The 24,234-nt window shown below is 44.2% G+C and carries 28 protein-coding genes and 1 riboswitch; of the genes, 11 read left to right on the top strand and 17 right to left on the bottom strand.

Going from position 1 to position 24,234, the window contains the following annotated elements:
- Window positions 1-76 precede the first annotated feature (76 nt).
- The 6 genes from MMA19_RS04085 to MMA19_RS04060 form a co-directional block, all read right to left on the bottom strand.
- Window positions 77-868: a heme ABC transporter ATP-binding protein gene (locus MMA19_RS04085; RefSeq protein ID WP_240205836.1), complete on the bottom strand. Its 792-nt coding sequence runs from the start codon at window positions 866-868 to the stop codon at window positions 77-79.
- Window positions 869-909: 41 nt separating this feature from the next.
- Complete coding sequence (locus MMA19_RS04080; protein WP_062458292.1) at window positions 910-1,944, bottom strand: iron ABC transporter permease; 1,035 nt, start codon at window positions 1,942-1,944, stop codon at window positions 910-912.
- A gap of 62 nt (window positions 1,945-2,006) precedes the next feature.
- Window positions 2,007-2,861, bottom strand: coding sequence for an ABC transporter substrate-binding protein (locus MMA19_RS04075; RefSeq protein WP_038227151.1), 855 nt, complete (start codon window positions 2,859-2,861; stop codon window positions 2,007-2,009).
- A 45-nt stretch (window positions 2,862-2,906) separates the two neighbouring features.
- Window positions 2,907-3,323, bottom strand: a complete 417-nt coding sequence (locus tag MMA19_RS04070) for a biopolymer transporter ExbD (RefSeq protein WP_006075200.1) — start codon at window positions 3,321-3,323, stop codon at window positions 2,907-2,909.
- Window positions 3,316-4,014, bottom strand: coding sequence for a MotA/TolQ/ExbB proton channel family protein (locus MMA19_RS04065; protein WP_038227150.1), 699 nt, complete (start codon window positions 4,012-4,014; stop codon window positions 3,316-3,318). Before MMA19_RS04065 ends, MMA19_RS04070 begins: the two co-directional genes overlap by 8 nt.
- Window positions 4,015-4,016: 2 nt before the next feature.
- Window positions 4,017-4,775: an energy transducer TonB gene (locus tag MMA19_RS04060; protein WP_236110747.1), complete on the bottom strand. Its 759-nt coding sequence runs from the start codon at window positions 4,773-4,775 to the stop codon at window positions 4,017-4,019.
- Window positions 4,776-4,939: 164 nt separating this feature from the next.
- Here MMA19_RS04060 and hutW point away from each other — a divergent pair, with 164 nt between their 5' ends.
- From hutW to hutZ, 3 genes are read left to right on the top strand one after another with little or no spacing between them, the layout of a single operon-like run.
- Complete coding sequence (gene hutW, locus MMA19_RS04055) at window positions 4,940-6,361, top strand: heme anaerobic degradation radical SAM methyltransferase ChuW/HutW (protein ID WP_006075204.1); 1,422 nt, start codon at window positions 4,940-4,942, stop codon at window positions 6,359-6,361.
- 35 nt (window positions 6,362-6,396) lie between these two features.
- Window positions 6,397-6,906 carry a heme utilization cystosolic carrier protein HutX gene (gene hutX / locus MMA19_RS04050; protein WP_006075205.1) on the top strand — a complete coding sequence of 170 codons (510 nt, stop codon included), beginning with the start codon at window positions 6,397-6,399 and terminating at the stop codon, window positions 6,904-6,906.
- Window positions 6,907-6,965: 59 nt separating this feature from the next.
- Window positions 6,966-7,502, top strand: coding sequence for a heme utilization protein HutZ (gene hutZ / locus MMA19_RS04045; protein ID WP_006075206.1), 537 nt, complete (start codon window positions 6,966-6,968; stop codon window positions 7,500-7,502).
- Between the two features lie 45 nt (window positions 7,503-7,547).
- Here the strand turns inward: hutZ and MMA19_RS04040 are convergent, their stop codons facing one another.
- Entirely contained in the window at window positions 7,548-7,952 is a 405-nt protein-coding gene (locus MMA19_RS04040) for a VOC family protein (protein ID WP_006075207.1), read from the bottom strand.
- An 86-nt stretch (window positions 7,953-8,038) separates the two neighbouring features.
- Between MMA19_RS04040 and MMA19_RS04035 the strand changes: the two genes are divergently transcribed.
- Complete coding sequence (locus MMA19_RS04035; RefSeq protein ID WP_031495897.1) at window positions 8,039-8,335, top strand: putative quinol monooxygenase; 297 nt, start codon at window positions 8,039-8,041, stop codon at window positions 8,333-8,335.
- Window positions 8,336-8,349: 14 nt separating this feature from the next.
- A complete protein-coding gene (locus MMA19_RS04030) occupies window positions 8,350-8,790 on the top strand; it encodes a YtoQ family protein (RefSeq protein WP_198559104.1) in 441 nt (146 codons plus the stop codon).
- A 108-nt stretch (window positions 8,791-8,898) separates the two neighbouring features.
- On the opposite strand, the gene MMA19_RS04025 is transcribed toward MMA19_RS04030, so the two are convergent.
- Window positions 8,899-9,231 carry a zinc ribbon domain-containing protein YjdM gene (locus MMA19_RS04025; RefSeq protein ID WP_006075210.1) on the bottom strand — a complete coding sequence of 111 codons (333 nt, stop codon included), beginning with the start codon at window positions 9,229-9,231 and terminating at the stop codon, window positions 8,899-8,901.
- Between the two features lie 70 nt (window positions 9,232-9,301).
- The gene (locus MMA19_RS04020) at window positions 9,302-10,654 is read right to left on the bottom strand and encodes an MATE family efflux transporter (protein ID WP_038227144.1); all 1,353 of its coding nucleotides are present in this window, start codon (window positions 10,652-10,654) and stop codon (window positions 9,302-9,304) included.
- Between the two features lie 100 nt (window positions 10,655-10,754).
- On the opposite strand from MMA19_RS04020, the gene MMA19_RS04015 reads away from it, so the two are divergent.
- Window positions 10,755-11,699 carry a LysR family transcriptional regulator gene (locus tag MMA19_RS04015; protein ID WP_240205562.1) on the top strand — a complete coding sequence of 315 codons (945 nt, stop codon included), beginning with the start codon at window positions 10,755-10,757 and terminating at the stop codon, window positions 11,697-11,699.
- Here the strand turns inward: MMA19_RS04015 and MMA19_RS04010 are convergent.
- The 4 genes from MMA19_RS04010 to MMA19_RS03995 form a co-directional block, all read right to left on the bottom strand.
- Window positions 11,692-12,429 (bottom strand): DsbA family protein, encoded by a 738-nt coding sequence (locus tag MMA19_RS04010; protein ID WP_038227142.1) that lies wholly within the window; start codon window positions 12,427-12,429, stop codon window positions 11,692-11,694. The two genes, MMA19_RS04015 and MMA19_RS04010, sit on opposite strands and share 8 nt — an antisense overlap.
- A 25-nt stretch (window positions 12,430-12,454) precedes the next feature.
- Window positions 12,455-12,982: a protein disulfide oxidoreductase gene (locus MMA19_RS04005; protein ID WP_240205561.1), complete on the bottom strand. Its 528-nt coding sequence runs from the start codon at window positions 12,980-12,982 to the stop codon at window positions 12,455-12,457.
- Window positions 12,972-15,071 (bottom strand): protein-disulfide reductase DsbD domain-containing protein, encoded by a 2,100-nt coding sequence (locus MMA19_RS04000; RefSeq protein WP_240205835.1) that lies wholly within the window; start codon window positions 15,069-15,071, stop codon window positions 12,972-12,974. The genes MMA19_RS04005 and MMA19_RS04000 overlap by 11 nt, the downstream gene beginning before the upstream one ends.
- Window positions 15,072-15,169: 98 nt before the next feature.
- A complete protein-coding gene (locus MMA19_RS03995; protein ID WP_124941327.1) occupies window positions 15,170-15,571 on the bottom strand; it encodes a hypothetical protein in 402 nt (133 codons plus the stop codon).
- Between the two features lie 239 nt (window positions 15,572-15,810).
- Between MMA19_RS03995 and MMA19_RS03990 the strand changes: the two genes are divergently transcribed.
- Window positions 15,811-16,029 carry a hypothetical protein gene (locus MMA19_RS03990; RefSeq protein WP_124941326.1) on the top strand — a complete coding sequence of 73 codons (219 nt, stop codon included), beginning with the start codon at window positions 15,811-15,813 and terminating at the stop codon, window positions 16,027-16,029.
- A gap of 9 nt (window positions 16,030-16,038) precedes the next feature.
- Here the strand turns inward: MMA19_RS03990 and mpaA are convergent, their stop codons facing one another.
- Window positions 16,039-16,776: a murein tripeptide amidase MpaA gene (gene mpaA / locus MMA19_RS03985; protein WP_198559101.1), complete on the bottom strand. Its 738-nt coding sequence runs from the start codon at window positions 16,774-16,776 to the stop codon at window positions 16,039-16,041.
- 165 nt (window positions 16,777-16,941) lie between these two features.
- Between mpaA and MMA19_RS03980 the strand changes: the two genes are divergently transcribed.
- Window positions 16,942-18,564: an ABC transporter substrate-binding protein gene (locus tag MMA19_RS03980; RefSeq protein ID WP_124941324.1), complete on the top strand. Its 1,623-nt coding sequence runs from the start codon at window positions 16,942-16,944 to the stop codon at window positions 18,562-18,564.
- On the opposite strand, the gene MMA19_RS03975 is transcribed toward MMA19_RS03980, so the two are convergent.
- Entirely contained in the window at window positions 18,544-18,723 is a 180-nt protein-coding gene (locus MMA19_RS03975) for a hypothetical protein (protein WP_240205560.1), read from the bottom strand. The two genes, MMA19_RS03980 and MMA19_RS03975, sit on opposite strands and share 21 nt — an antisense overlap.
- Window positions 18,724-18,852: 129 nt before the next feature.
- Between MMA19_RS03975 and MMA19_RS03970 the strand changes: the two genes are divergently transcribed.
- Window positions 18,853-19,623 carry an XRE family transcriptional regulator gene (locus MMA19_RS03970; protein WP_240205559.1) on the top strand — a complete coding sequence of 257 codons (771 nt, stop codon included), beginning with the start codon at window positions 18,853-18,855 and terminating at the stop codon, window positions 19,621-19,623.
- Window positions 19,624-19,663: 40 nt separating this feature from the next.
- Here MMA19_RS03970 and MMA19_RS03965 read toward each other — a convergent pair whose 3' ends face one another.
- Both MMA19_RS03965 and MMA19_RS03960 read right to left on the bottom strand, forming a co-directional pair.
- A complete protein-coding gene (locus MMA19_RS03965) occupies window positions 19,664-19,843 on the bottom strand; it encodes a hypothetical protein (RefSeq protein WP_006069383.1) in 180 nt (59 codons plus the stop codon).
- A gap of 396 nt (window positions 19,844-20,239) precedes the next feature.
- Window positions 20,240-21,952 carry a glycosyltransferase family 39 protein gene (locus MMA19_RS03960; protein WP_240205558.1) on the bottom strand — a complete coding sequence of 571 codons (1,713 nt, stop codon included), beginning with the start codon at window positions 21,950-21,952 and terminating at the stop codon, window positions 20,240-20,242.
- 316 nt (window positions 21,953-22,268) lie between these two features.
- Window positions 22,269-22,333, top strand: a riboswitch (Fluoride riboswitch).
- Window positions 22,334-22,439: 106 nt separating this feature from the next.
- Between MMA19_RS03960 and MMA19_RS03955 the strand changes: the two genes are divergently transcribed.
- Entirely contained in the window at window positions 22,440-23,132 is a 693-nt protein-coding gene (locus tag MMA19_RS03955) for an iron-sulfur cluster assembly scaffold protein (RefSeq protein ID WP_240205557.1), read from the top strand.
- Between the two features lie 15 nt (window positions 23,133-23,147).
- On the top strand, window positions 23,148-24,122 hold the full coding sequence (locus tag MMA19_RS03950; RefSeq protein ID WP_124941322.1) for a GGGtGRT protein: 975 nt from the start codon (window positions 23,148-23,150) through the stop codon (window positions 24,120-24,122).
- The last annotated feature ends 112 nt before the right edge of the window (window positions 24,123-24,234 follow it).

Below are 24,234 nucleotides of genomic sequence, written 5' to 3'. Positions count from 1 at the left end.
AACGCTCGCATAAAAAAACCGCTTGTTCACAAGCGGTTTTTTTATTGCTGATGAAAACCAATAGTTGTTAGTCTAATCAACTTGCTAATACGACCGGAAAGCCAAGTTGCGGATGTCGAGTAATAATGGTTTTGTAGCCATATACTCGCTCAATCATCTCACTATTGATGGCATCTTTTGGAGCACCATCGGCTACCAATTTGCCGTTGTGTAAAATAACGATTCTATCGGAGTACTGAGAGGCGAGATTCAAGTCGTGCAAAACAACTACTACCGCAGTGTTGTGGTTGTCAGCTAGCTCACGAGCGATAGCTAAAGTGTTGTGTTGATGCGCAAGATCAAGTGCAGATGTTGGTTCATCAAGCATTAGGATCTTCTTGTCGCCAGAAAGATGCAATTGAGTTAGAACACGAGCTAGGTGAACCCGTTGTTTTTCGCCACCTGACAGCGAAGGGTAGAGGCGATTCGCCAAGTGTGCTACATCGGCCTGTTGCATGTACTGTAAAGCAAGCTTTTTGGTGTCCTTATTAGCCATATCAAGCGGAATGGCTCCAAGTTCGACTACTTCCGAAGCAAGAAAAGGAAAAGATAACGTGCTGTGTTGAGGCAATAAACCCAAATGCTTTGATAATGTTTTTGGGTTCCATTGTTTTCTTGACTGACCAAAGTAAGCAACATCGGCCTCAGATTCTGTTTCTCCACAAAGCAGCTTTAACAAGGTGCTTTTTCCGGCACCATTCGGGCCCAGTAACGTGGTGACTTCTCCCGAATTCAACTCAATACTTACGTTGTCCAAAATCACCCGCTCACCAAAACTAACACTGACATCATTGGCGGATATGGCAGGGGATTTTTCTTTGGTTAACATTGAAGGCTGTGATATTGCCATCGTATCTACCGTAGCAACACTCATAAGATTTTCCCTTTCTGCTGGAATAGTAAGTAGAGAAAGAACGGGGCGCCGATAATGGCGGTCACGATCCCTACGGGTAGTTCTGCTGGAGCAACCGCAACCCGAGCAAACATGTCAGCAGCGGTCATCAGTAACGCTCCCAACAAAGCAGACAGTGGTAGTAAAGTGCGATGATCTGGGCCACACAACATGCGTCCTAGATGTGGAATGACTAGCCCGATAAACCCAATCATGCCCGAGACACTCACGGTGACACCCACCCCAACAGCAGTAAGCAAAATCAATTGACGTTTGAGCTTTTGAACTGGGATACCAAGGTGTTTTGCTTCTGATTCCCCAAGAAGTAGAGCATTTAACGACATTGCTTTTTTATAGAAAAAGTAAAATAACCCGATAAGTGTAACGGCTGATAAAGCAATTTTGCCCCAAGTTGCTCCTGCTAATGAGCCCATTGACCATAAGGAAAGATCGCGCAACATTTGATCGTCGGCAACGAAGTTAAGAAAACCGATACCAGCGCCAGAAAGTGCGCTAATAGCCACCCCAGCAAGCAACATAATAGTTACCGACGTTCCAAATTTGCTAGTGCCAAGTTTGTATACGAGTAGAGTTGTCAGTGCGCCACCAAAAAACGCGAAAACAGGCACGACAGCTAAAGCCATAAACTGAGGAAACTCAACACCGATTATTGAAAAACCTACAATCGCAATCGCTCCGCCAAGAGAAGCTCCGGCGGAAACGCCTATAATACCTGGCTCCGCAAGTGGGTTGCGAAACAAACCCTGCATGACCGTCCCACATACCGCTAAAATAGCTCCAACAAACATACAAAGCATGGTTCGAGGTAATCGGATATCGTGAATAATCAAATTGATATGCGGGGCTAGGGTATTGCTTCGACTAGTGAGCGCAATAACGCTGTCCATAATAGTAATATTCATTGGACCAACTGTTATCGAGTAAACAGCAGAAAAGAAGAGTAAAACTGCGAAGCCGCCGAAAACGTAGGTATTAGAGAACCGTCTTAACATAAAAGTTGAATATCTCTTTCAAAGGTCACAGCGTGGCGGCAAACACCACGCTGTTATGGTGATTATGGATAAAGTAGTTCATTAATGCGTTTGGCTTCCGCCAAGCTCTTGAGACCTAATCCACCAACAAGGGCATGGCCATCAATCGTCACGATGTCACCATTTTTCCCAGCTGGAGTTGCGGCTAGCAGAGGGAGCGCTTTTAATACCGCATCACTTCCGCCCATTTTCTCGTAGCTTCTACCGCTCACAAGAATCACATCAGGTTGCATTTCTACCATGGCTTCATTAGATAGCGGTTTGTACGAATCGATTTGGCTAGCCGCTGGATTGATACCTCCTGCAAGCTTAATGATGGCGTCTGGAGTAGTACCATTACCTGCAACGTTAGCCGGGCGTCCTTCGTGAATCAGAAGGAATAGCACTTTTTTCATGTTGGATTGACTAGGCTGGTTACTGTTGAGTGCCTCTACTTGCTGAGCTACTTTTTCTTTTAGTTCACCAACCTTTGCTTCGCTGTTAGTTAGTTTGGCTATCTGGTCGATACGATGATTCAGCCCTTCGATGGTTGAAGACGTATCGACCACCTCAACGTCAACACCTACACGACTTAGCTGGTCGAGGGCTGGTTTTGGTCCCATCTCATCGGAACCAATAACCAGAGTCGGTTCTAGTGCCAATAGTCCTTCCGCAGAAAGGGCACGATGGTAGCCAACCTTAGGAATAGTGGTTCCCTCTGGCGTAACACTTGTTACATCAACCCCCACGAGTTTAGATTGAGCATCTAGCGCGTAAATCAGCTCAGTTACGGATGCGCCAGCGCTGACGATTTTTTCTGCTGCAGTTGCGCTAGAGAAAACCGCAGGAATAGTGGAAAGTGCGCCAACCAACATCAGGTTTTTAAGCGTTTTGTTCATTGAATAGTCCTTGTTAATTGGTGTGATTCTTAACTTGAGTCATTATTAGTCTGTTGGTTCGTCGGTGAGCAGTTGGGTCGCTGGTATACCGTTCTCTTGCATAAAAGCGAGTAGTTGCACGAGATGTTGAACGTCTGCCGTTTTCTCTGCTCCAATAATGATTGGGCTTTTGCTTGAACTGGATTGTTCGAGTAAGGCCAATTTGAAGTTTTCCCAGTCGATATAGTGTTTACCATCTATAGCCCAATAGGGCTCTTGAGCCAGAATGTTGACCGTAATAGATTGCGTATCTACCTCAGAAACGGCAGAAGACTCGGTAGTGGGTAAATCGACTTGCAGTGACTCTAAACGAACAGATGCCGTCAACATCAGAAACACCATAACGATGAAGATGATGTCGAGAAGTGGGGTCAAATCTGGATAGAGCGAACTCTGCTGGTGGTTTTGGCTGACTTTAATCATGTGCCGCTCTCGCTGGCAGTTTATCGATATTGTCTACAACGAGTGGATCTTTATCAGAGTGCTGCATTTCCACGCCTTCTAACCATAAGTTAACGTAGTTAAGAGTGTGCTCAAGTTTGGCAACAATTCTGTCAGCCCACAGACCAATGAGTTGTGAACCTGCGATAGCAGGTAGTGCAATGATGAGACCTGCCGCCGTGGTTCTCATTGCCAGCCCAAGACCGTCAGCCAGATCATTCGGGGTGACGTTGCCTGAGGCAGCCGCAATACCTTTGAACATCTCAATCAGACCTAGCACAGTACCAAGAAGGCCAATAAGCGGGCTGATAACACCGATCAATCCTAAAATGCGTAGTCCTGAGTGGAGTTGGTGACGTTTATCTTGCAGCCAAATGGAAGCAGCGTCTTCTCGAAGTGATTTGGCAAATGAGTGATGTGCGAGGAGCATTGCCACCCCTTTGTAAAGAAGCGGGCGTTTCTGAACTAAATCTTTCGCCAGTGCTTCGATCTCTTTTTCGTTTACCGGAGATGCTTGATTGAGTTCTTGTCGAATAGCACTCTTTCCTACACCGCTACTAATTGCGATTTGAAATAGACGCTCGATGATGATCATTGCGGTTAAGGCAGAGCAGATGATAAGTGGCCATGCCATTAAGCCAAGTTGCTCTTCGAGATAATGCAGTTGTTCCATGATTAATCCAATTTAAAACGAACGGGTATTTGAATTCGATGTGCCATCGCCACACCGTTGACAGTATGTGTAGAGAATTGCCATTGTTTGATAGCGTCGAGCGCAGATTTATCTAAGATAGTCGCGCCAGAAGAGGAGATAAGCACCTGTTTTACTTGTCGACCCTTTTCATCTAGCCAAATTTCGTACGTTGCAACACCTTCAATGCCACGTTTACGGGCAATACGCGGGTAGCGCGGTTGCACTGGTTTTGATAGGAACGCTGGTTCAGTCACCAAAATGGGTTCGCTGCTGACACCACTGTTTACGACCGCTTTAGGCGCACTGTCAGAGCTAGATGGTGTTTTATCTACTTTCTTCTGTTCGGTTTTCTCTGGCTTCAGTGGTTTGGTTTTTTCCTGCTTCACCACCTTTTCGACAGGCTTTTTCTTAGGAGCTGGTTTAGGTTGAGGCTTCTTAACCACTTTCTTCGGTTCAGGTTTCTTAACGGGTTGCGGCTTCTTTTTCACCACCTCTTTCTTAACCACTTCGGGAGCTGTTTCCTTCACTACCGGCTTTTCTTGCGGAGTAGGGTCTGTTTTTTGCTGTTCGGATGGCTTCTCTGTTGGAGATGCTTTTGGAGCGACAAAGTTAAGAGAGACAGATTGAGAAGTGCTTCCAGAAGGCATTGCGAAGACTTGTTGTTCTTTATGAGCCAGCATTAAGCTCATGTGTAAGGCAACAGAAACAACGCCAGCAACAACATAGCGGGTAATATTCACAACAACTCCAGCCTATCCCTCAAATCAATTCACAAGTGAGATTATGTATTACAATGAAAATAAGATCAATTATCAATTGCATTATCATTTAAGTCTATTTATGATCATTTGAGTTTTGGATTAGCCCTTTGTTTAACGGGCTTTGAACTCTTTTGAGACTAGCTATGAAAATTGACTTGAATCAATTAAATGATTCTCATTTTGGTATATCGACGCCGGATCCACTCCGTTTTGCATTCAATAAAAAGTCATCTCCTCATGCAGGAGGAATGTCGATGCCAATCGCTGCCGAGCAGCAATCTCAGATTTTTGAGAACATCACGTCTACTTCTGTGTCTAAAGCAAATAAGCGGTGTCTCTATATCCATATCCCGTTTTGTCGGGTTAGATGTACATTCTGTAATTTTTTTCAAAACGCAGCGAGTCGCCAGCTTGTTGATGACTATTTCGAGGCTCTATTAAAGGAGATTGAAATAAAGTCCCGTTTGGCGTGGACGCAATCAGGATTATTTCACGCTGTGTATATCGGCGGTGGAACGCCAACGGATTTGTCGCCAGATCAGGTAGAGATACTTGGCAAAACTATTCGTTCTTCATTTCCATTGTCTACTGATTGCGAAATAACGCTTGAAGGTCGAACCAACCGCTTCACCGATGAGATGTTTGATAAAGCACTTGAAGGAGGCTTCAACCGTTTTTCGTTCGGAATTCAGAGCTTTGACACTAAAGTTCGCCGAAGCGCCAAGCGATTGGATGACCGTGAAGTCGTGCTGGAGCGAGTTGCCGCGTTAAGTGCGAGGGACGAGGCTCCGATAATCATTGACTTGCTTTACGGACTTCCATACCAAACTTTGGATGTGTTTGAGCAAGACTTACAAGACTTTTTGGATACGGGAGCTCATGGTGCGGATCTTTATCAGTTGGTGGTTGGTGGTAGTGCACCGATGCTAAACATGGTCGAGAAAGGAAGAATACCCGCGCCGGCAACAACCCCGGACAAAGCCAGTATGTACGAACGTGGTGTTGCCTTTATGGATAAGCATCATATTAAACAACTGAGTGTTAACCATTGGGCTCGCGACAATCGTGAACGTAGTCAATATAACAGCTTGGCGAAAACTTATGCTGAGGTATTACCTATTGGTTGCGGTGCGGGTGGCAACATTGGTGGCTATGGGTTGATGCATCATCGCTCACTTGATGCGTATATGGACGCAATGAAGAGTGGTCGTTCTACGATTGCGATGATGGTGAAGCAAGGGCCGACTGAGTCCATTAATGCGGCACTCAAAGCGGGCTTCGATAGTGGTGTTGTACGTCGCAGTGCACTACCAAGTTTCAAAGGGCAGGATACGTTCGAGCTGCTTAAACCATTATTCGCTATTTGGAGTAAAAATGGATTGGTGGAGCTAGAACAAGATTATCTGGTGCTGACTCTAGCTGGCAGTTTCTGGGCTGTGACGCTCGCACAGGGCGCCATTGAAGCGATTAATACGTTGAGCCCTCGTAAAAGTATGAACACACATCCGCATGGTCACGGCCATGGTCAAAGTGGCAAAGGACATCCATCGAAGATGGCCTCCTAGCTTGTAAATATTGGAAACCTATCACGGAAAATAAAATGTCAAAAAGTTTAAAACAGCAAGTTGCTGAGATACTGGAACAAGAACCGTCACTATTGCCAGCTGCTATTGCTGAGAAGCTACAAGTGACCGAATGTGATGTTGTTTGTGCACTGCCAGGCGAGATGGTTGCCATTGCAGACGGCAGCGTTGCACAGGAGTTACTCGAATCATTAACAACTTGGGGTCCTGTGACGACAATAGTTCATTCGTTTGGCTCAATCTTTGAAGTAAAAGCACCGTTCCCTAAAGGTAAAGTTGCTCGAGGTTATTACAACCTGATGGGCAAGGAAGGGGAACTTCATGGACATTTGAAGCTCGACCTAATTACTAAAGTGGCTTTGGTAAGCAAACCTTTTATGGGCAGCGAAAGCCACTATTTTGGTTTCTTCGATGAAACAGGTCATAACGTGTTTAAGATTTACCTAGGGCGTGACAAGAAGCGAGTCCTATTCCCTGAGCAGGTAGAGCAATTTAACGCTCTTAAGCAAAGGTTATCTAGCCAGTAAACGCTCAACCAAAATTCAAATTTAGAATTATAATTATTAGAGAAAGTGAGGAATTCATCATGGATCAACAAGTTAAGCAAGAACGCTTACAAGGTCGACTTGGCCCAGAAATCAAAGAGTTTCGTCAAGAACGTAAAACCATTCAATTGGCAACGGTAGATGAAGAGGGACGACCAAACGTTAGTTATGCGCCTTACGTCCAAAATCAGGATGGATACTTTGTTCTGATCTCTCAGATTGCTCGTCATGCTCGCAATCTTGAGAAAAATCCTAATGTATCTTTAATGATGATTGAAGATGAAAGCGACAGTAAACAGCTTTTTGCACGCAAGCGACTGACGTTTGACGCTGTAGCGTCCATTGTTGAGCGCGATACTGAGCAATGGCAAGCTGTTATTGCTCAAATGCAAGATCGCTTTGGTGAAATCATTGATGGTCTAAGTCAACTACAAGACTTCATTCTATTTAACTTGAAAGCAGAACAAGGTCTTTTCGTTAAAGGCTTTGGGCAAGCATATCAAGTATCTGGCGATGACCTTGTTGATTTTGTACATCTTCAAGAAGGTCATCGTAAAGTCGAAAAATCTGAAGCTTAAGCGACGATACAGTCACTAAGAGTAATATCAGATACACCAAGTGCTCTAAATGAACGTTTGGTGTGAAACAACAGGATGATAGAGGGGCTGAATGACATGCCCCTCGGGGTCTTTACAATGAAAGCTCCGCGCGCCATCGCTATGGTCGTGGGGCTCGTCTAATAGCGTGACGCCCCGCGCCTGCATAAATTCGTACCATTCTTGAAGCTCTTCCTTGCTGTTGACGATAAATCCAAAATGGTCGACGCTAGTGGGTGAGCAGACTCGCTGAGCTTTTGCTCTTCCTAATGATAGGTTATCGTTGCCACACGTTAAGTACACCAAGTTTTCATTGGCTCTTCTTAACACTTCCATACCCATGATATCGGTATAAAACGCTTCACACTCTTCAAACTTTTCCACTACTAACGCGATGTGTCTCATACCATTAAATGGAGAAGGTCTTTTCATTCTTTACATCCTTTGTATTCTATTTTTATTCAAATTGTATACAATAAATACATGTGATTTCAAATTCATACCAAGGAGAGGGTAAGATGTATTGCATTATTGTTCGAAATCGGGTGAAACCAGGTAGCGAAGAGCACTACAAATCAGTAATGATGGAAAATGCTAAAGCCTCAGTGACAAACGAGCCTGAGTGTTACCGGTTTGACGTTATTCAAGATAAGGAAGCACCCCAAGATTTCTACCTATACGAAATCTACCAAGACCTGCACGCACTGCAGGTACATAAACAGACATCGCACTATTTAGACAGTCGTAAATTGCTTGCAGATTTGGTGCTCGACACCATGGTGATAAGAGCTGATGTGATTGCGACAAACCCATAAAACAAGGAAATAAAATGAGTTGGAAAGTGTATTTGAGCGGAGAGATTCATACAGATTGGCGTGAGCAAATCATCGCAGGTGCTGCAGAGCTTAAGTTAGATATCGAGTTTTATTCCGCGAATACGGATCATGAATCTAGCGATGCAGCGGGCGATCACCTTAGATCTAACGACGTCCAGTTTTGGCGCGATCATCAATCATCGAAAGTGAATGCGATTCGCACTAAAAACCTAATTAAACAATGCGATATTGGTGTAGTTAGGTTTGGAGACAAGTACCGTCAATGGAATGCTGCGTTTGATGCTGGTATGTTGGCCGCGTTAGATAAACCATTTATCACTTTGCACGACGAAGGGATTATTCATCCTCTTAAAGAGGTAGATGCCGCGGCAATGGCATGGGCTGAGACACCACAACAGATCGTGGGGATTCTGCAGTACGTGACTAACAACTAATGTCAGACAACAAAAAACGCACATTTTTTATTTATATAGTGAAAAAATATGTGCGTTTTTATTGGTCAATCTAGAAGACTGCTGGCTTGTCAGCTGTAATGGCGCGGGCTAGGCTTTTTTAACGAACTTTGCCGTCACCATCATTTCACCAACACCATCCACCTTGCAATCAAGCTGATGGTCTTTACCATCATTGATATTGCGAACAACAGCTTTCGTGCCAATCTTGATGACTAGAGAGCTGCCTTTAACTTTAAGGTCTTTGATCATCGTCACCTTGTCACCAGCTTCCAATACTGCACCATTCGAGTCTTTAACAATGATGGCATCTTCCGGCACTTCATTAGGATTCCATTCGTGAGCACACTCAGGGCAGATGAGTTGGCTTTGGTCCTGATACACATACTCAGATTGACAGTTTGGGCAAGGAGGAAGAGACATAGTTAAATCCTGATTTCAGTATAGTTTGTGAGTATGGTAATAACTCTGCCAGTATGATGCGAGCAGTTTATTAGCCAACGCCAACCACGTTGTCTCTTAGCGTCTTTGAAGGACGCAGTTCGACAATAAGTTGCGCCAGTAACAATAACCCAGTTACCGCTAAACCCACCAATATACCGCCCCAGATACCAGCAAGCTCATAGCGTTCCATTAACCACCATGCGGCTGGTAGACCAAATGCCCAGTATCCTATGGCGGTCATTAGAGTTGGAAGCTTGACGATCTTCATGCCACGAAGCAGGTTAATGGCTAACAACTGCCAAGCATCTACTACGAAGCACAGTGCGACAACCCAAATCAATGAAGATAACATGTCCGTTAATGCATGTTCACCTTCTCCATCCAGTTGGAACAAACTGGCAATCGCGTCCGGCCAAGCAATGAAGACTACCGCTAGTACAGCACTTAGTATCGTCACTAGTGCGAAGCTTCGCTTCGCAACGGCTTTGACTCCAATGAGGTTATCATTGCCGAACTCTTTGCCCACAAGAATGGCCGCAGCCTGAGAAAAACCAAAATTAATATTCCAAGTGAAACTTAAGCATTGCAATAGGATTTGATGCAAGGCAAGAGCAGTTACGCCAATAAACCCTGCCATCAAGGTGCCACCGTATATCAGCCCCATTTCTAGAGCTCCTGCAATAGCAATAGGGATACCCATCGACAATAACGGTAGCATCAAACGCCAGTTGTATTCCTCAAGATGGAGCCAAGGTGCAAACCGATAGTACACTGGACGTTTGAATACCCAAGTCGCATAACCAATTAAGACCAGTGTTGCGGCAAGAGCGGTACCTATACCGAGCCCGGCAATTCCCCAATCCAAAGTAAATGCTAACCAATAGCTGAAAGGGACGTTCAAAATGACGGTAACCAGAGACATAATCATCACAGATTTGGCATCGCCATAGTTACTCGTCAGGCCACGCAAGATAAGCAGCAATAGCGTCGGCAACATGGCCCACTTTAAAGTATCAAGGTAGACCATGGCGACCGTAATCACTTCTTCAGGCTGTTGAGCAACTCTCAGAAAATCTGGGGCGAAAACAAACGCTGTCGTTAGGATGATAGTCAGAAGCACGGCTAACATCAGAGCGCCTTTTACTGCCAATCGGACTTGTTTTAACCCATACTCAGGGCGAGCTACACTTTGTCCATAAGCAATGGCGATGAGGTTAGCGACACATCCTACGGTTGAACCTGCGATGAGGAAAACGAACGTATAGACTGAGGCTCCAAGACCACCACCCGCAAGATCACTCACACTCAATTGTGCCATCATCCAAACATCAGTAAGGACCAGCGCCATTGAAATTAGCTGAGAAACAATAAGTGGTGCAGCAAGGGATAGAATTTTCTTCATGATAGCCTCAGGTTATGATGAGGTCATTTTATATGCATAACTATGGTGTTCAATTAACATTTGTGTCACTCTGGCATGACTTCAGATCATGTGAGCAATTATGAATCTATATTCGAATATTCCCTATTCACACAATGCACTAAAAGTCTTTGAAACCGTAGCAAGGCATATGAGCTTTACCTCTGCAGCGCAAGAGCTTCACGTTACTCAAAGTGCAGTGAGCCGCCAAGTTAAGCAACTTGAAGATGATCTCAATGCATCATTGGTTATTCGTGGTCATCGCTCAATTCAGCTGACGTTGAAAGGGCAAGCACTGTTTGAAGTTTTGGGACGTAATTATCAGGCCCTTCAGTCGTTGCTTGAGTCTTGGAAAGAAGTCCAGAGTAACAAGATAGTGATTCGCGCAGCGTTAAGTTATGCCACTCGAGCGCTATTACCGAAAATACAGAAGCTAAACGAGCGCTTCCCTGATTATGAAATTGCCGTTATTCCGGTAATTGATGAAGAGGAAAGTTTAAGGAAAGGCGATTATGACCTATTCGTTTTTACCACTCGTGAAAGTGAAGCTTATCAAAACGATCCGGAAATATCCTTTATGCGAGAAGAGTACATGGCACCTGTTTGTACTCAGCAGTTACTCGGTGAAAACCGCGATATTGAACACCTTCTGACGCTACCAAGACTGCATCCAACACTTGATCATATTGATTGGCGAGTGTGGTTGGATAAAATCCAATACAAGAGTAATCAACTGGTGCGAAATTCAACATTCTTTACCTTGGATTTAACCTTGAGTGCTTGCTTGTCAGGCCATGGTGTTGCCGTTACCGATTTACTGCTTGCTTTACCGGAACTGGAACGAGAGTATCTTGTGTGCCCCAAAAATGCGCAGATCCATTTTAGTAGTTGGCGCTATTTCTGCCATAAGAGGACGGGCTCACCGATTGTTGAGGAGTTAGCGCAATGGCTAATGACCGAAACGAAAGAAGAGCTCAGAAAGCTCAATCAGCTTTCTGAGCATTATGGTTGGGGGCCAATTAGCTAGCGTTTTCAGCCATGTTCTTTTTGATGACCTGTTCCAGTTTGTCGTAAGGGACATAGCCTGGGATCAGCTCATCGCCAATGAACATAGCGGGTGTCCCACGTAAGCCCAGGGCAACAAATGTTTTGTAGTTTTTCACTAAAGACTCGTTAATTTTCGTATCACCTGTTAGATACTGTGTTGTATCTGTCTTTTTCGCGATGGCTTCGATAGAGTCTTTGGTATGTATACCAGGTTTCGCGACAAGTAGACGATTCACTTCTACAAACTTTTCGGGTGCTTGCTGCCAAACCTTAATGGCAAATGCTGCGGAGTTAGTATCGAGCCCTTCAATGACTTGCTGCTTGAGCGGGACATAGATATTGATGACTTTTAAATCCTTATAGTTAGCAACTAACTTCGTCAGTTCGCCATCCAAGCGCTTGCAATATGGGCAGTTATAGTCGGTAAAATTGACGATGACTGTCGATCCATCTGTATTTCCCAGAACAGTGTGAATTGTCGTATCGTTTAGCCATGATTCACTCTGCTTTTTTGCATTCTCAAGCTGTTTTTGACCTTCGACATACTGTTGAAGACTTAGCTGTAGATCGCCGATGATCTCTGGGTTTTCGGTCAATAGCTGATGAATACTGTCTAACTGTTGTTGTTGCTCAGCGGTTAAAGCAGCATGAGACAGAGTTGGAAGTAGCGCAGCGATACTGATCGCCATTGAAATAAGTGTTTTTTTCATTGTTTTTCCTTATGCCCAGTGAACACTAGGCAAATAAAATCCGTAACCACAGCCCAATCGGCGTGATGATGCCAGTCGAGATACTCTCAATCTGCCCCTTGTTTATGATGACAACGGTCGGTGTGACACTGATGTTCCATTGTCGACTAATTAGTCCGGTTGTATCGTTAATCACCGGAAAATCGTATTCCTTAGCTGTCATATACTGTTGGACGCGTTCATTTGTACCCGACGATAGGGCAATAGATAGCACCTGATGGTCGCTTGCAAACCAATTGATCGTTGGGCTGACAAATTTACAAGCACCACACCACGTCGCCCAAAAATACAGTACAACCGGTTTTTCCTGGCTTTGTTGAATGATATCGACAGGCAAGCCTTGGGTGGTCATCGCTTTTAACGAAAGCGCTTCACCACTGGGCATTGATGTACTGCGATACCAATCCAGAGCCATTGAAACCAATGTCATCAAAATAACAATGCTGATGAGCTCTTTTGACCATTTTTTAAGACGGCTGGACCAAGGTTTTTCTTCGGTCGATTTAGCCTTCATGTGTTTCTCCGCTGGCCATATCGATAGACTGCATAACCACCTCTGACGTCAGAATAACGGGCATTGGGATGCCTTGCGGATATTCTGGACCGTAGACAATATTAAATGGCACTCCAAAGCGTCCATAGCTCTGTAGGTATTGAGTCACGCTTTCGCTTGGCGTTGTCCAGTCTCCACGCATCAGTACGATGTCTGATTGCTGAAGTTTTTCATAAACTGGGTTTTGTAGAATGACGCCAATTTTGTTGGCTTTACAGGTAATGCACCAGTCAGCAGTAACGTCAACAAATACGGTTTTTCCTTGAGCCACGAGCTCTGGTATTTGATCACGATCCAGTTTCTGCCAGTGAAGATCATCAACGATAGGCGTGGACCATTTATCTGCGGTCACACTGCCGATGATTAGTCCACCACCAACGACAAAAATCGATAGCGCAGAGAGAACAGCTACTGCCTTGCGCCCGTATTGTTTGCTAATGAGTACCAGGGTAGCAATGATAATAATGGCTACCAACGCTGCGGTTAAAGCAAAACCAATAAAGGTTGACAGTAGTGTTACTAACCAAAGACTGGTCAATAACATCATTGCACCAAATGCTAGCTTCACTTTGTTCATCCAAGGACCTGGTTTAGGGAAGACATTAACCAAGGATGGGAACAGCGTAAACAACAGCCACGGTAAACTCATTCCGATGCCGAGTGCCACAAAAATCAACCAAAGCTCGGTATAGCTTGCTCCCAGTGCATACGCAACGGCAGTACCAAGGAAGGGAGCACTACATGGTGTCGCTAGTAACGTTGCAAACATCCCTTGAACGAAATGCCCCCCATAGCTCTGGTCACCTTTAGATGCCATCCAGGTGTTGAGGCTGCTTGGGAGTTGTATGTTGAATAAACCAAGTAAATTCGCTGAAAACAATAGGGTAACTATCGCCATAAAGGCAATAAACCAATAATTCTGGAATTGAATACCCCAACCAACCATATGCCCAGCCATCTTCAGAGATGTTAAGGCACCAGCAAGTAATAGGAATGAGCTGATGATACCGGCCGATGAAGCAAGAAATGACAATCGAACTTGCTTTGGCGATTGGTTCACGCCCGAGATGATACTGTTAAGCTTCATGCCAAGCACTGGAAGTACACAAGGCATGATATTGAGAATCAGACCGCCTATAAGAGCAAATCCTATCATCCAAATGAGGCTTCCACTCTCAGGATAGGCCATTGGTATCGTGGATACTTGTGTTGACGTTTCCGTTAATATCAGCTCATCTGACACGGTAATTTGAATGTTTTTGTCACTGATATCTGCTTCGCCAAGCCAGTTGCTAACATCAAATTTGGCATACAGAGTATTGCCTTCGATGGTTATTTTGGGCTGTGCGAAGAACTCATCACTGACTTCGTCTCCATCGACCAAAATCTGTGGTTTTTTCCAAGCCGTTTTGCTGGTTAGCTTAAGTTGAAGCTCTTGTGCTTGCTGATTCCAGTAGCTTGCTTCTACGGATATTTGATTGTCCTTTTTGGGCGTCAAGCTCATACCTTGACCAAACAGATACGCGGCATCGGAATCTAGTGAGAGAACATTGGGATCAATCTCTAAATCAATAGGGTAATCCGCTATCACACAGATATTGGTGCAGCTTGGCAATCGCAAGTTGGCTTTGAGAGAGATTGGTTTGGACGTATCTGACACGGTGACAATAATCGGGAAGCTGACTTCGTGTTTGTACCCTAAAGTCATCACCCCTAGCTGCTCATAATAAGCAGGTACGGGCCATTGCCTATCTATCGCTTCGACATTCGTCGAAGCACTCCAATCAAATTCCGGTGCGACACCGCCTTCACCGGGGCTGCGCCAATAGGTTTTCCATTCTCCATCGAGTTCGACATTAAGAACCATCTCCATCTGTTTGGTTTGTGGATCGAGGTGGCCGGTAGATAGCAGCCGAACCTTCACCGGTGGATGCATTGGATCTTGAATCCATCCTGTAGATTGCGCATTTGACATTGCACTGTAAAGTGCAACGAAGACGATCGCGAACGTTAGCACTAGAGTGCTAAATGTTTGTCGACAAAGCGACATTAAAAGACGGCTACGCGTAGTGCGAGTCGTTAACATTGTGTTTGTATAAGACACAGTAATCTCCAATAAGTAATAAATAGACCTAAGTTGGAGGCGTTTTATTCCCGGAAAGTACAGTGAGTTACGTGAAGCCTGAGCTTAGGAGGATAGGTATCGCTTCGGCGAGTATGGGCTGGCTTAACTTTGCGCTCAGAGAGCAGTGCTAACAAAGCGACCAAAAACAGAAGCGGAGTAAAGGTTTCTAAATGAGCAAAAGATTGTCCAAGCAACTTTTGTGTCAATCGACATGGTTCATCAACTGGGGTGATGTTATGGACGATTTTCTCGATGGAATTGGAGTTGAACAGGGCCGCCTCGCTCATATAAGGTGCGGGTGTTGGTGCGACTTCTACCAGTTGGCTGTGGTATGCAACGTTCGTCTTTAGCGCACAAAACATCACTACCAAAATGGCAGTGAGTAGGAAGAGTGTGCGAAAAATAGATTGCCTAAATGTATGCAAACCAAAGCCGTCGTGTTCAAAATGAGTGCTTACGTTATCTTGTTAGTCATAAACGTCAAGTGAAATCATGTCCAAAAATGTAAAGTAATCTAGATTAATTTTAACGGGAGTGAAAATTAACGGGTATGAATCACTGATTTTGTTTATCTTCACTGATAGTCTTGTCAGATTACTCGCTCTCACCCACGTCCAATAAGTGGCTAAGGTAAGAGAGTCAATGAATGGAGCACGTGTAGTAAATGAGAAATTTGGTATTCATGGGTGTCTGTCTGGCGGTGACCGTCTGGATGATTTTTGATTCGGGTAAGTCGGAACAGGTATTTACATTTTGGGAGCACGTGAATCTACCGAACAAAGATGAAATTGGTATGTATGTTAGCCAGTTTTTTTACTACATCGCATTATTAGTCGGTGTGGTTTATCTTGGCCGCAAATTCAAACGTCGCAATGACAAGTAACCGTTTTGATTAAGCACTTGTTGAACTGTATTGCAACAAATCGATAAGTGCTTCTAACTGTTCTTCTATCGCATTGTCCGCTGAAATGGCAGGAAATTCGAGCGTGATACAAGGTAGTCCTTTCTCGTCACACCAACTCCCAAACGAACCAGGCGTGTCATACCCGACATCGTCAATCAAAGGCAGTGAGAAACGCTTTGCAAGCCACTTACCTAATTCAGAATGTTCCGGATCATCGATACAGGCTAATGGTTCATGAAGTGATACGACAAACTGTGGTCTTCGAGCCTCGATCAGGTCAACAAGGGCACTAATCTCTGGTTCAAGAGTAGTCACATTACCAGTTTTTACTTTGACGTCACGTTCACTTGCTGAGGTACTCCAGCGATATACTGTTCCTTTGTCCGTCCATGTCTTCGTCGGGAAAGCTCTATTTAGATCGACTTGATTGGCATTGGCGCGAGTCCCCAGCTGATTGCCATCAGGGTTCATTGATAAGATAACATCGTGTTTCAGGTATTCAGCAGGCAGGGTACGAAGGGCACACGACAACGCGGTAATGGATGCGGTCTCATCTCCGTGGGTACCTGCCAGTATGAGTCCTCGCTCCGGTGAGTTAATTTGGGCCGGAAAGTACAATAATGGTGCGCCTAAAACAGAGTGACCATATGTTTCTGGTTTGTTTTGAAATTCTGCCCTTAGTGCCCTTGGGCGTAATTGCGGCTTTGTTTGATTTGCATTATCCATTTTCTACATCCCAACTTCTTGCCTTTCCTCACGGCATTCTGTGGTTATATATGCCATAAATAGTGATGTAATGCTATTGAAAGCCTTTTTGTTGTAAAGAAACCAATGTGTTATCGATGACCAAAGGGCAAATTTATAATAACGACACCAATCAGGCGGTTTAGGATGAAACACACTACTTCATGGAAAGTATCGATTCTCTCAGCGCTCATTGCAGCGACGTTTTCAGTACAGAGTGCGACGGTGCCCGATGGCACACAACTGGCTGAGACTCAAAAAATCGTACGTGGCAACGATGCGGAAGTAGCAACGCTGGACCCGGCTAATGCTGAGGGATTACCAGAAATGCATGTTCTAAGGGACTTATTTGAAGGTCTAGTGATTCAAGACAAAGAAGGAAATGTCATTCCCGGTGTTGCCGAGTCTTGGGAAACTAGTGATAACAAAACCTTTGTCTTTCACTTAAGAAAAGATGCGAAGTGGTCAAATGGCGATCCGGTTACCGCGCAAGATTTCGTTTATAGCCTTAAAAGAGCCGCCGATCCTAACTTTGCCTCAGCTAATGGTTGGTATTTAAAGCTGACCAAAATTAAGAATATTCAAGCCATCATTAATGGAGAAGCGCCGCTAGATTCGTTAGGGGTGAAAGCTGTGGATGATTACACCTTAAAGTATGAGCTGGACAGTCAGGTGCCGTATTTTGTCGCTATGACTGCACATTCATCAATGATGCCGGTCCATAAGTCAAACCTAGAGCAATTTGGAGATAAGTGGACTAGGCCAGGGAATATGGTTTCTAACGGCGCGTTTGTGCTAAAGAACTGGGTCATTAACGAACGTATTGAACTGGCGAGAAACAATCAGTACTGGGATAACGATCATACGGTACTCAATCAAGTCACTTATATTCCGTTTGAAAGTCAAACAGCAGCGATGAACCGCTACGCCTCTGGAGAAGTGGACATTACCTCGGATGTACCAACTGCAATGGCACCAAAGCTCAAGAAAGAACAGCCGGATGCCTATACCGTTGTTCCTTTGCTGTGTACCTACTATTACGCTTTCAATACGACCAAAGCGCCATTTAATGATCCAAAAGTGCGTCAAGCGGTTTCCTACACCATTATGCGTGATGTGATTACAGATGGTGTAACACAAGTTGGAAATCTTCCTGCTTATACGTTTGCTCACAAATATGTAGCGGGCTTCGACGCGACGCAACCTGATTACAGCAAGTGGACACAAAAACAACGTGACGAGAAGGCTAAGAAGTTACTCGCTGAAGCAGGGTACAACGATGCCAACCCACTGGACATTAAACTTCTATACAATACAAGCGAAAGCAATAAATCAATTGCTGTAGCTATTGCGTCAATGCTGAATAAAAACTTGGGGGCAAAAGTAGAGTTAGAGAATCAAGAGTGGAAATCATACTTGGTCGCTCGTCGTGAAGGTAACTTTGACGTACTTCGTACTTCTTGGTGCGGAGACTACAATGAAGCATCTACGTTCTTAAGTCTGATGACGTCTGATAATGCGGGCAACCGAGCGTTTTACAAGAGCAAGGCTTACGACAAGATTATTGATGGAGCACTCGCTGCAACAACAGACGAAGAGCGAGCGCGTTTTTACGATCAGGCAGAATCCTTGTTAGCCCAGGATATGCCGATTGCGCCAATCTATTATTACATGCAAGCTCGCTTAGTAAGGCCGACGGTCGGCGGGTTTCCAATGAATAATGTTGAAGGGCGTATCTACTCCAAGGACTTATATGTAAAAGCGAAATAAAAGTCCATTTAAGACCACCACAATGATTGCCAAGCCAGCTAATTTAAGCTGGCTTTTTTGTGTCGAGTTGAAAAAGCCAGATTGAGCTTTTGGAGCTAAATTCTCTTGATAGCTGCGTCGTTGTAGTTCGGGGACAAAATCGAAAATAGTGTTCATCATAAGGCGACCTAATATAGTGTGGTTGAGTTTTTATGGTCGCATATTGATTCGTTTCCTCAATTGGAAACAAAATTAGGTCTTAATGTGATACTTTGGGTGGCACGATAAGAAACTTGGAACATTTGTACAATGGATGCCATCGCTAAACAGATTTGCGAAGAGTTAAAAAGAGCGCTGAAAAACTCAAAAATGTCTTACTTGGATGTTGCTAAAGCACTTCAGGTGTCGGAAGTCAGTGTAAAACGGATGCTCAACTTACATCAGCCGCTTTCCATCAGTCGGATGAATGACATTGCAGGTCTGATCCAAACACCGTTATCGACCATTGTTTTGAATGCAGAAAACGCTGTCAGTGAAGTGCCAACCTATACAGAACAACAAGATAGCGCGTTTTGTCAATCACCGGAGCTTTATACACTAATAGCTGGCATTATTGATGAGTACCTTAGTGCAGACGACCTCATGCAGCGTTATGACTTAGATAAACAATCTATGTACCTTTATTTACGTGATTTGGAAAATGTTGGGTTGATTGCACTCTCTGAGGGATTGGAGTTTAAGCTGTCGGTACCACGGCACATTGCATTTGGAAAGCATAGCCAGTTCTCAAATTTCTTTAAAAACCAAGTGATTGATGCTCTAAAGGCCGAAGTCCAGGAGATAGATCCTGACGATAATAGTGTTTACTTGATTAGCGCAAAGCTGACATTAACCGAAGAAGAGTTTCATCAATATAATCTTGAGTTAGAAGAGCTGATGATTAACGCTCATAAACTAAGCCAGAGTCGCTATGACTGCACCGAGCGTTACAACGAATACACCATTGTGGACATGGGAGCGAAAGGTGAATTTCAACCTAAATTGAAATTACCAGGTCCGCATTCATCAATTAAACGCTAATTAAAAAGGGACAGGTCAACTACCCGTCCCAAAGCACCAGCTAAGCCTTACTAATGAGGCGCAGAATCGCTTTATTGATTCCGATTAAGTCATTAACAGTTGATGCGCTATGAATGGCCTCAATTAGTGACTCTTTGCTGCATCGTGGGATGACATCGATATTCTTCACCTTGCCTTCAAGAGTGTTCTTCATTAACTGAAATGTCTTTTGTTCGAACATGTTTATGTGCCTGTGACGTTGTTTTTATTTATTTGGTTTTGAGTCTATCTGACTTTTATGACAGTTAGCCAGACTGCCAAGAGGTAGACTTTAAAATATGTCGTGTGGTATATCAACCGTATTTGAAAAATGATAAAGGCTTCAATAACTCCAATCAAATGCAAAGACTATATAGAACCAAAGAGGTCATTAGGAAGGAATATTGTTGCCTTAGCTCACTAAGATAATAACTTTATTTTCAGTTAGATGCGTGAGGGTGGTTTGCAACTAAATATTAACGACTGCGTAGAATCAGCGATGTAGGTTGACGTTATTGTGATCTGTGCAACAAGTCTTAGATAGAAAAAGCCCTCTATTTCTAGAGGGCTGAAATGTTTTATGACAATTTAGTTTCGGTTATTGTCCAGAAAGCCAAAAAACCGCATCCTTTTCTTTGTCACTTCGAGGCGTTCCTTTTGCGAGGATCTTATATTGTGTATCCTCACGGAATGGCGTGAACTTGATTATGTCAGTTGTTGAGTTACTTCTATCGAGTAACAGGTAATCGTAGTCAGGGTCCACTCCATCTAAAATGGCCTGTGCACGCTCAACACTGACTTGTGGAACTGCCCAGTCATGGTAGAGGAAGAATATCGACGTCATAGTTTCTGAGAAACGCACGCTTGCAATACGGTCTCTTTTTTCTACTGGCACTTGCTCAACAAAAGCTTTTAAGTCCGGCTTCATGTCTTTTGCAATATCAATCGCTGGGAACAAGTAGTTAAAGGCACTTGAGAAGAATAGGGCAGTGATGATTGCCATCTTGCTCCATTGCGGCCATGGCTTACGTTCTACGAGCACCATCAAAACGATAGCGGCGATAGGTAACAATGCTACCAAGTGCCACGTACTCAACCATTCCATTAGTGCTGGTGGAATTTTTCTTGTTGGCAAAAATCCTGACCATAAAGGCACAACAGCAAATGCAATCAGAACTAATGACATTAGCGCAAGCCAGCCTTTGCGGTACCAGTTAAACCATTTGCCAGAGAAGCTTATTAACGCATCTGCAATAATAAGAGCAAACAGCGGCATTAGCGGCGCTAAGTACATAGAACGCTTTGTCACTGAATAAGACAGGACAAAGATAGCGATAGCGAACCAAAAAGCGAAGAAGCCATCTGTCCAAGAGAGCTGTTTTGGTTGGCGTAGCTTATAGATAAAGTTGCCTAGCCACAGTAATAATAGTGGTGTCCATGGCGCACTGTATTCCAGTATGCCTTTGACATAATAGAAAGGTTTTCCCGCGTTATTGTGGCCGAGAGTATTTGTTGCAGAGCCTGTCAGTCGGCCTACCTGATTATCCCAAAACCATGCTTTCCAAAGCTCTGGAGAAGCCGTCTTGTAGAAAGGATAAATCCAACTCGCGGCGACTAAACACATCACACTGATACCAAACACATGCATCAGTACAAACTGGCTGGTTGAGGTCGCTTGTTCAGGAAACTGTTTTCTTAGGGTTAAAGCTCGTAATACTAACGGTACCCATGCTAGACCTATACAAAGCACGATGGCGACTGGCCCTTTACTTAAGAAGGCCAGCCCAGTAAATGCACCTGCCACAATTAAATAGCCTAACTTTTGGCGTAGGTAGGCTTCACTAAAGGCCCAAGTTGCAGCGATTGTAGTAAACATTAATGCAGCATCAACTCGCAACCAATGAAAGTTGAGGATAAAACCTTCAAGTGTCCCAAGTACAGCCAGTGCCATCCATGCGAAATTCTCTCCTTTAAATAGGTAAGCGATTCGATATGTAGCGGCAAGTGATCCCAGACACAACAAGGAAAGAGCAAGTCGCCCAGCCATGATGGCGTCAAGTCCCGTTGCGTGCATTAATACGGTTGAGATGATAAAGAACACAGGCGGCTTTTCTACAAATGAAATGCCAGCAAACTGAGGGATGATGAAGTCATCTGTGATGTACATGCTATGAATAATGGCAGCCACACGAGGTTCGTCGGGCGTCCAGACGTCGTGGTCGAATAACCCACTAAATACCACTGCGATGATGGCAAGCAACAAAACGAACTTCCAACTGTTGTTTTGCTCACTTGAATACGATGTTGACACTACTTTTCTCCGTTGACACTGCGAAGGGATATCGCATTACGATCATTCTGTTAATAAAGGTGGTTAATTAAAGCTCAAAATTCTAGAGAGACTGCTTTGAGACAGCAATGCCTAACAGGCTAAATAAACGGTGTTTTTCAAGATAATTAACGCCAAAATGACACGACTATACCTTGATATTAGAGCCGATTATGTATCGACTTTGTAATAGTTGATATCATTATGCTTATTGCGTTATGAATATAAAACTAAATATTTTTATGAATAATGGTTCTAGACAGAGGTCTTGCACAAAAATGTGATTTAGATCTAAAATTGCAACCAAGGTGATGGGGTTCCACCTACTTAACCGCCAAATCGGCTGATGACTCCTACAGTTTCTGAAAACAGGTGTATCTGTTGGGACGATCCTATTTTGGGATCGACGAACTGTAGTTAGATCATTAGTTCCGTTCTACACCTGTTTTCCTTTATCGAGGAAAACGACATGCAATACGCTCACGAAATTCAATCTATGTGCCCAATTCAAAGGGGCGACCTTCATGCATCCGCGCCAATTCCTGTCGAAGGCCGCTGGATCAATCCCAAAGACGTTATCGCAATCTCTGGCCTGAGTCATGGCGTTGGTGCTTGTGCTCCTCAACAAGGTGCGGCGAAGTTAACGCTTAACGTTAAAGATGGCATCGTAGAAGAAGTGCTTATTGAAACAATTGGTTGCTCAGGCATGACCCATTCCGCGGCGATGGCATCCGAAATTCTTACCGGAAAAACCATTCTAGAAGCGATGAATACTGACTTGGTTTGCGATGCAATTAACGTCGCAATGCGCGAGATTTTTCTTCAATTCGCTTATGGTCGAACTCAATCCGCTTTTTCCGAAGGCGGTCTTGAAGTTGGCGCTGCATTAGAAGACCTAGGTAAAACTCAACGCAGTCAAGTAGGAACGAGTTACTCAACCCGAATCAAGGGTCCTCGCTATATGGAAGTCGCTGAAGGTTATGTTACCCAATTAGCGCTTGATGAAGACGGTGAAATCATCGGTTATGAATACCTTAACCTTGGCAAAATGATGGCTCAAATCAATAGTGGTGCGGCCGCTGACGAAGCACTAGCTAGCGCGAAAGGCACTTATGGCCGCTTTGATGAAGCTGTTAAAACCGTTAATCCACGTCAAGACTAAGTTGAGGAATTTATTATGACTATTACTAAACAAGCACTACTTAATGAAATGAACTTCCTCTCAATTGAAGAGGCTTACAACTACTGTCTTGAAATGGGTATTGACCCAAAACAATTGGTATTAGACACGCAACCAATCGCCTTTGATAATGCATGTGATGCTTATACTTTAGGTACTGCTTTAGCTCTTCATCGTAAAACAGCGACAGCGGCGGAAGCGGCTTCAACTATTGGTGAGGGTTTGCAAGCATTCTGTAAACCAGGCAGTGTAGCAGCGCAGCGAGAAGTAGGTTTAGGACATGGTGCGTTAGCAGCTCGATTGCTTAATGAAGAAACACAATGCTTTGCATTCCTTGCTGGTCATGAGTCATTTGCAGCAGCAGAAGGGGCGATTAAAATTGCTCTGAACGCAAACAAATCTAGAAAATCTCCATTAAGAGTTATCCTTAACGGCCTAGGTAAAGATGCCGCTTATCTCATCTCACGCATCAACGGTTTTACTTACGTCCGTACTCAGTATGATTACGCAACTGGTGAACTCAATGAAGTTAGCCGTAAACGCTTTAGTAAAGGCGAGCGCGGAGAAATCTTGTGCTTTGGTGCGGATGATGTCCGTGAAGGTGTGGCCATCATGCATGCCGCTCAAGTTGATGTAAGTATCACAGGTAACTCGACAAACCCAACGCGTTTCCAACATCCGGTAGCGGGTATTTACAAATCAGAAAGACTTAACCAAGGTAAAGCGTACTTCTCTGTGGCTTCTGGTGGTGGTACTGGTCGTACTCTACATCCAGACAATGTTGCGGCGGGTCCTGCGAGCTATGGTATGACAGACACAATGGGCAGAATGCATGCTGATGCCCAATTTGCAGGCAGTTCTTCAGTGCCAGCTCACGTGGCTATGATGGGTTTCATCGGGATGGGTAACAACCCTATGGTGGGAGCGTCAGTGGCGTTAGCGGTAGAAGTGGACCTAAGACTGAATAAATAGCCTTAATCTCAAGAAAACGATATTGGCATTGCAAGATTTTGAAGAGAGTTTGTTTCCTCATAACTATAACAAAACATGTCGTTGAGTATTGCCGCTCCATTGGAGCGGCTTT

It is taken from the genome of Vibrio sp. CyArs1, assembly GCF_022432925.1.
GTDB classification, from domain to species: domain Bacteria; phylum Pseudomonadota; class Gammaproteobacteria; order Enterobacterales; family Vibrionaceae; genus Vibrio; species Vibrio mediterranei.
This window is presented reverse-complemented; position numbering and strand designations above follow the sequence as displayed.

What these genes read in the sequence shown, in the direction of transcription:
- MMA19_RS04085 (WP_240205836.1), bottom strand. Translation starts at nt 868, where the DNA reads ATGTTAACCAAAGAAAAATCCCCTGCCATATCCGCCAATGATGTCAGT.
- MMA19_RS04080 (WP_062458292.1), bottom strand. Translation starts at nt 1,944, where the DNA reads ATGTTAAGACGGTTCTCTAATACCTACGTTTTCGGCGGCTTCGCAGTT.
- MMA19_RS04075 (WP_038227151.1), bottom strand. Translation starts at nt 2,861, where the DNA reads ATGAACAAAACGCTTAAAAACCTGATGTTGGTTGGCGCACTTTCCACT.
- MMA19_RS04070 (WP_006075200.1), bottom strand. Translation starts at nt 3,323, where the DNA reads ATGATTAAAGTCAGCCAAAACCACCAGCAGAGTTCGCTCTATCCAGAT.
- MMA19_RS04065 (WP_038227150.1), bottom strand. Translation starts at nt 4,014, where the DNA reads ATGGAACAACTGCATTATCTCGAAGAGCAACTTGGCTTAATGGCATGG.
- hutW (WP_006075204.1), top strand. Translation starts at nt 4,940, where the DNA reads ATGAAAATTGACTTGAATCAATTAAATGATTCTCATTTTGGTATATCG.
- hutX (WP_006075205.1), top strand. Translation starts at nt 6,397, where the DNA reads ATGTCAAAAAGTTTAAAACAGCAAGTTGCTGAGATACTGGAACAAGAA.
- hutZ (WP_006075206.1), top strand. Translation starts at nt 6,966, where the DNA reads ATGGATCAACAAGTTAAGCAAGAACGCTTACAAGGTCGACTTGGCCCA.
- MMA19_RS04040 (WP_006075207.1), bottom strand. Translation starts at nt 7,952, where the DNA reads ATGAAAAGACCTTCTCCATTTAATGGTATGAGACACATCGCGTTAGTA.
- MMA19_RS04035 (WP_031495897.1), top strand. Translation starts at nt 8,039, where the DNA reads ATGTATTGCATTATTGTTCGAAATCGGGTGAAACCAGGTAGCGAAGAG.
- MMA19_RS04030 (WP_198559104.1), top strand. Translation starts at nt 8,350, where the DNA reads ATGAGTTGGAAAGTGTATTTGAGCGGAGAGATTCATACAGATTGGCGT.
- MMA19_RS04025 (WP_006075210.1), bottom strand. Translation starts at nt 9,231, where the DNA reads ATGTCTCTTCCTCCTTGCCCAAACTGTCAATCTGAGTATGTGTATCAG.
- MMA19_RS04020 (WP_038227144.1), bottom strand. Translation starts at nt 10,654, where the DNA reads ATGAAGAAAATTCTATCCCTTGCTGCACCACTTATTGTTTCTCAGCTA.
- MMA19_RS04015 (WP_240205562.1), top strand. Translation starts at nt 10,755, where the DNA reads ATGAATCTATATTCGAATATTCCCTATTCACACAATGCACTAAAAGTC.
- MMA19_RS04010 (WP_038227142.1), bottom strand. Translation starts at nt 12,429, where the DNA reads ATGAAAAAAACACTTATTTCAATGGCGATCAGTATCGCTGCGCTACTT.
- MMA19_RS04005 (WP_240205561.1), bottom strand. Translation starts at nt 12,982, where the DNA reads ATGAAGGCTAAATCGACCGAAGAAAAACCTTGGTCCAGCCGTCTTAAA.
- MMA19_RS04000 (WP_240205835.1), bottom strand. Translation starts at nt 15,071, where the DNA reads ATGTCGCTTTGTCGACAAACATTTAGCACTCTAGTGCTAACGTTCGCG.
- MMA19_RS03990 (WP_124941326.1), top strand. Translation starts at nt 15,811, where the DNA reads ATGAGAAATTTGGTATTCATGGGTGTCTGTCTGGCGGTGACCGTCTGG.
- mpaA (WP_198559101.1), bottom strand. Translation starts at nt 16,776, where the DNA reads ATGGATAATGCAAATCAAACAAAGCCGCAATTACGCCCAAGGGCACTA.
- MMA19_RS03980 (WP_124941324.1), top strand. Translation starts at nt 16,942, where the DNA reads ATGAAACACACTACTTCATGGAAAGTATCGATTCTCTCAGCGCTCATT.
- MMA19_RS03975 (WP_240205560.1), bottom strand. Translation starts at nt 18,723, where the DNA reads ATGATGAACACTATTTTCGATTTTGTCCCCGAACTACAACGACGCAGC.
- MMA19_RS03970 (WP_240205559.1), top strand. Translation starts at nt 18,853, where the DNA reads ATGGATGCCATCGCTAAACAGATTTGCGAAGAGTTAAAAAGAGCGCTG.
- MMA19_RS03965 (WP_006069383.1), bottom strand. Translation starts at nt 19,843, where the DNA reads ATGTTCGAACAAAAGACATTTCAGTTAATGAAGAACACTCTTGAAGGC.
- MMA19_RS03955 (WP_240205557.1), top strand. Translation starts at nt 22,440, where the DNA reads ATGCAATACGCTCACGAAATTCAATCTATGTGCCCAATTCAAAGGGGC.
- MMA19_RS03950 (WP_124941322.1), top strand. Translation starts at nt 23,148, where the DNA reads ATGACTATTACTAAACAAGCACTACTTAATGAAATGAACTTCCTCTCA.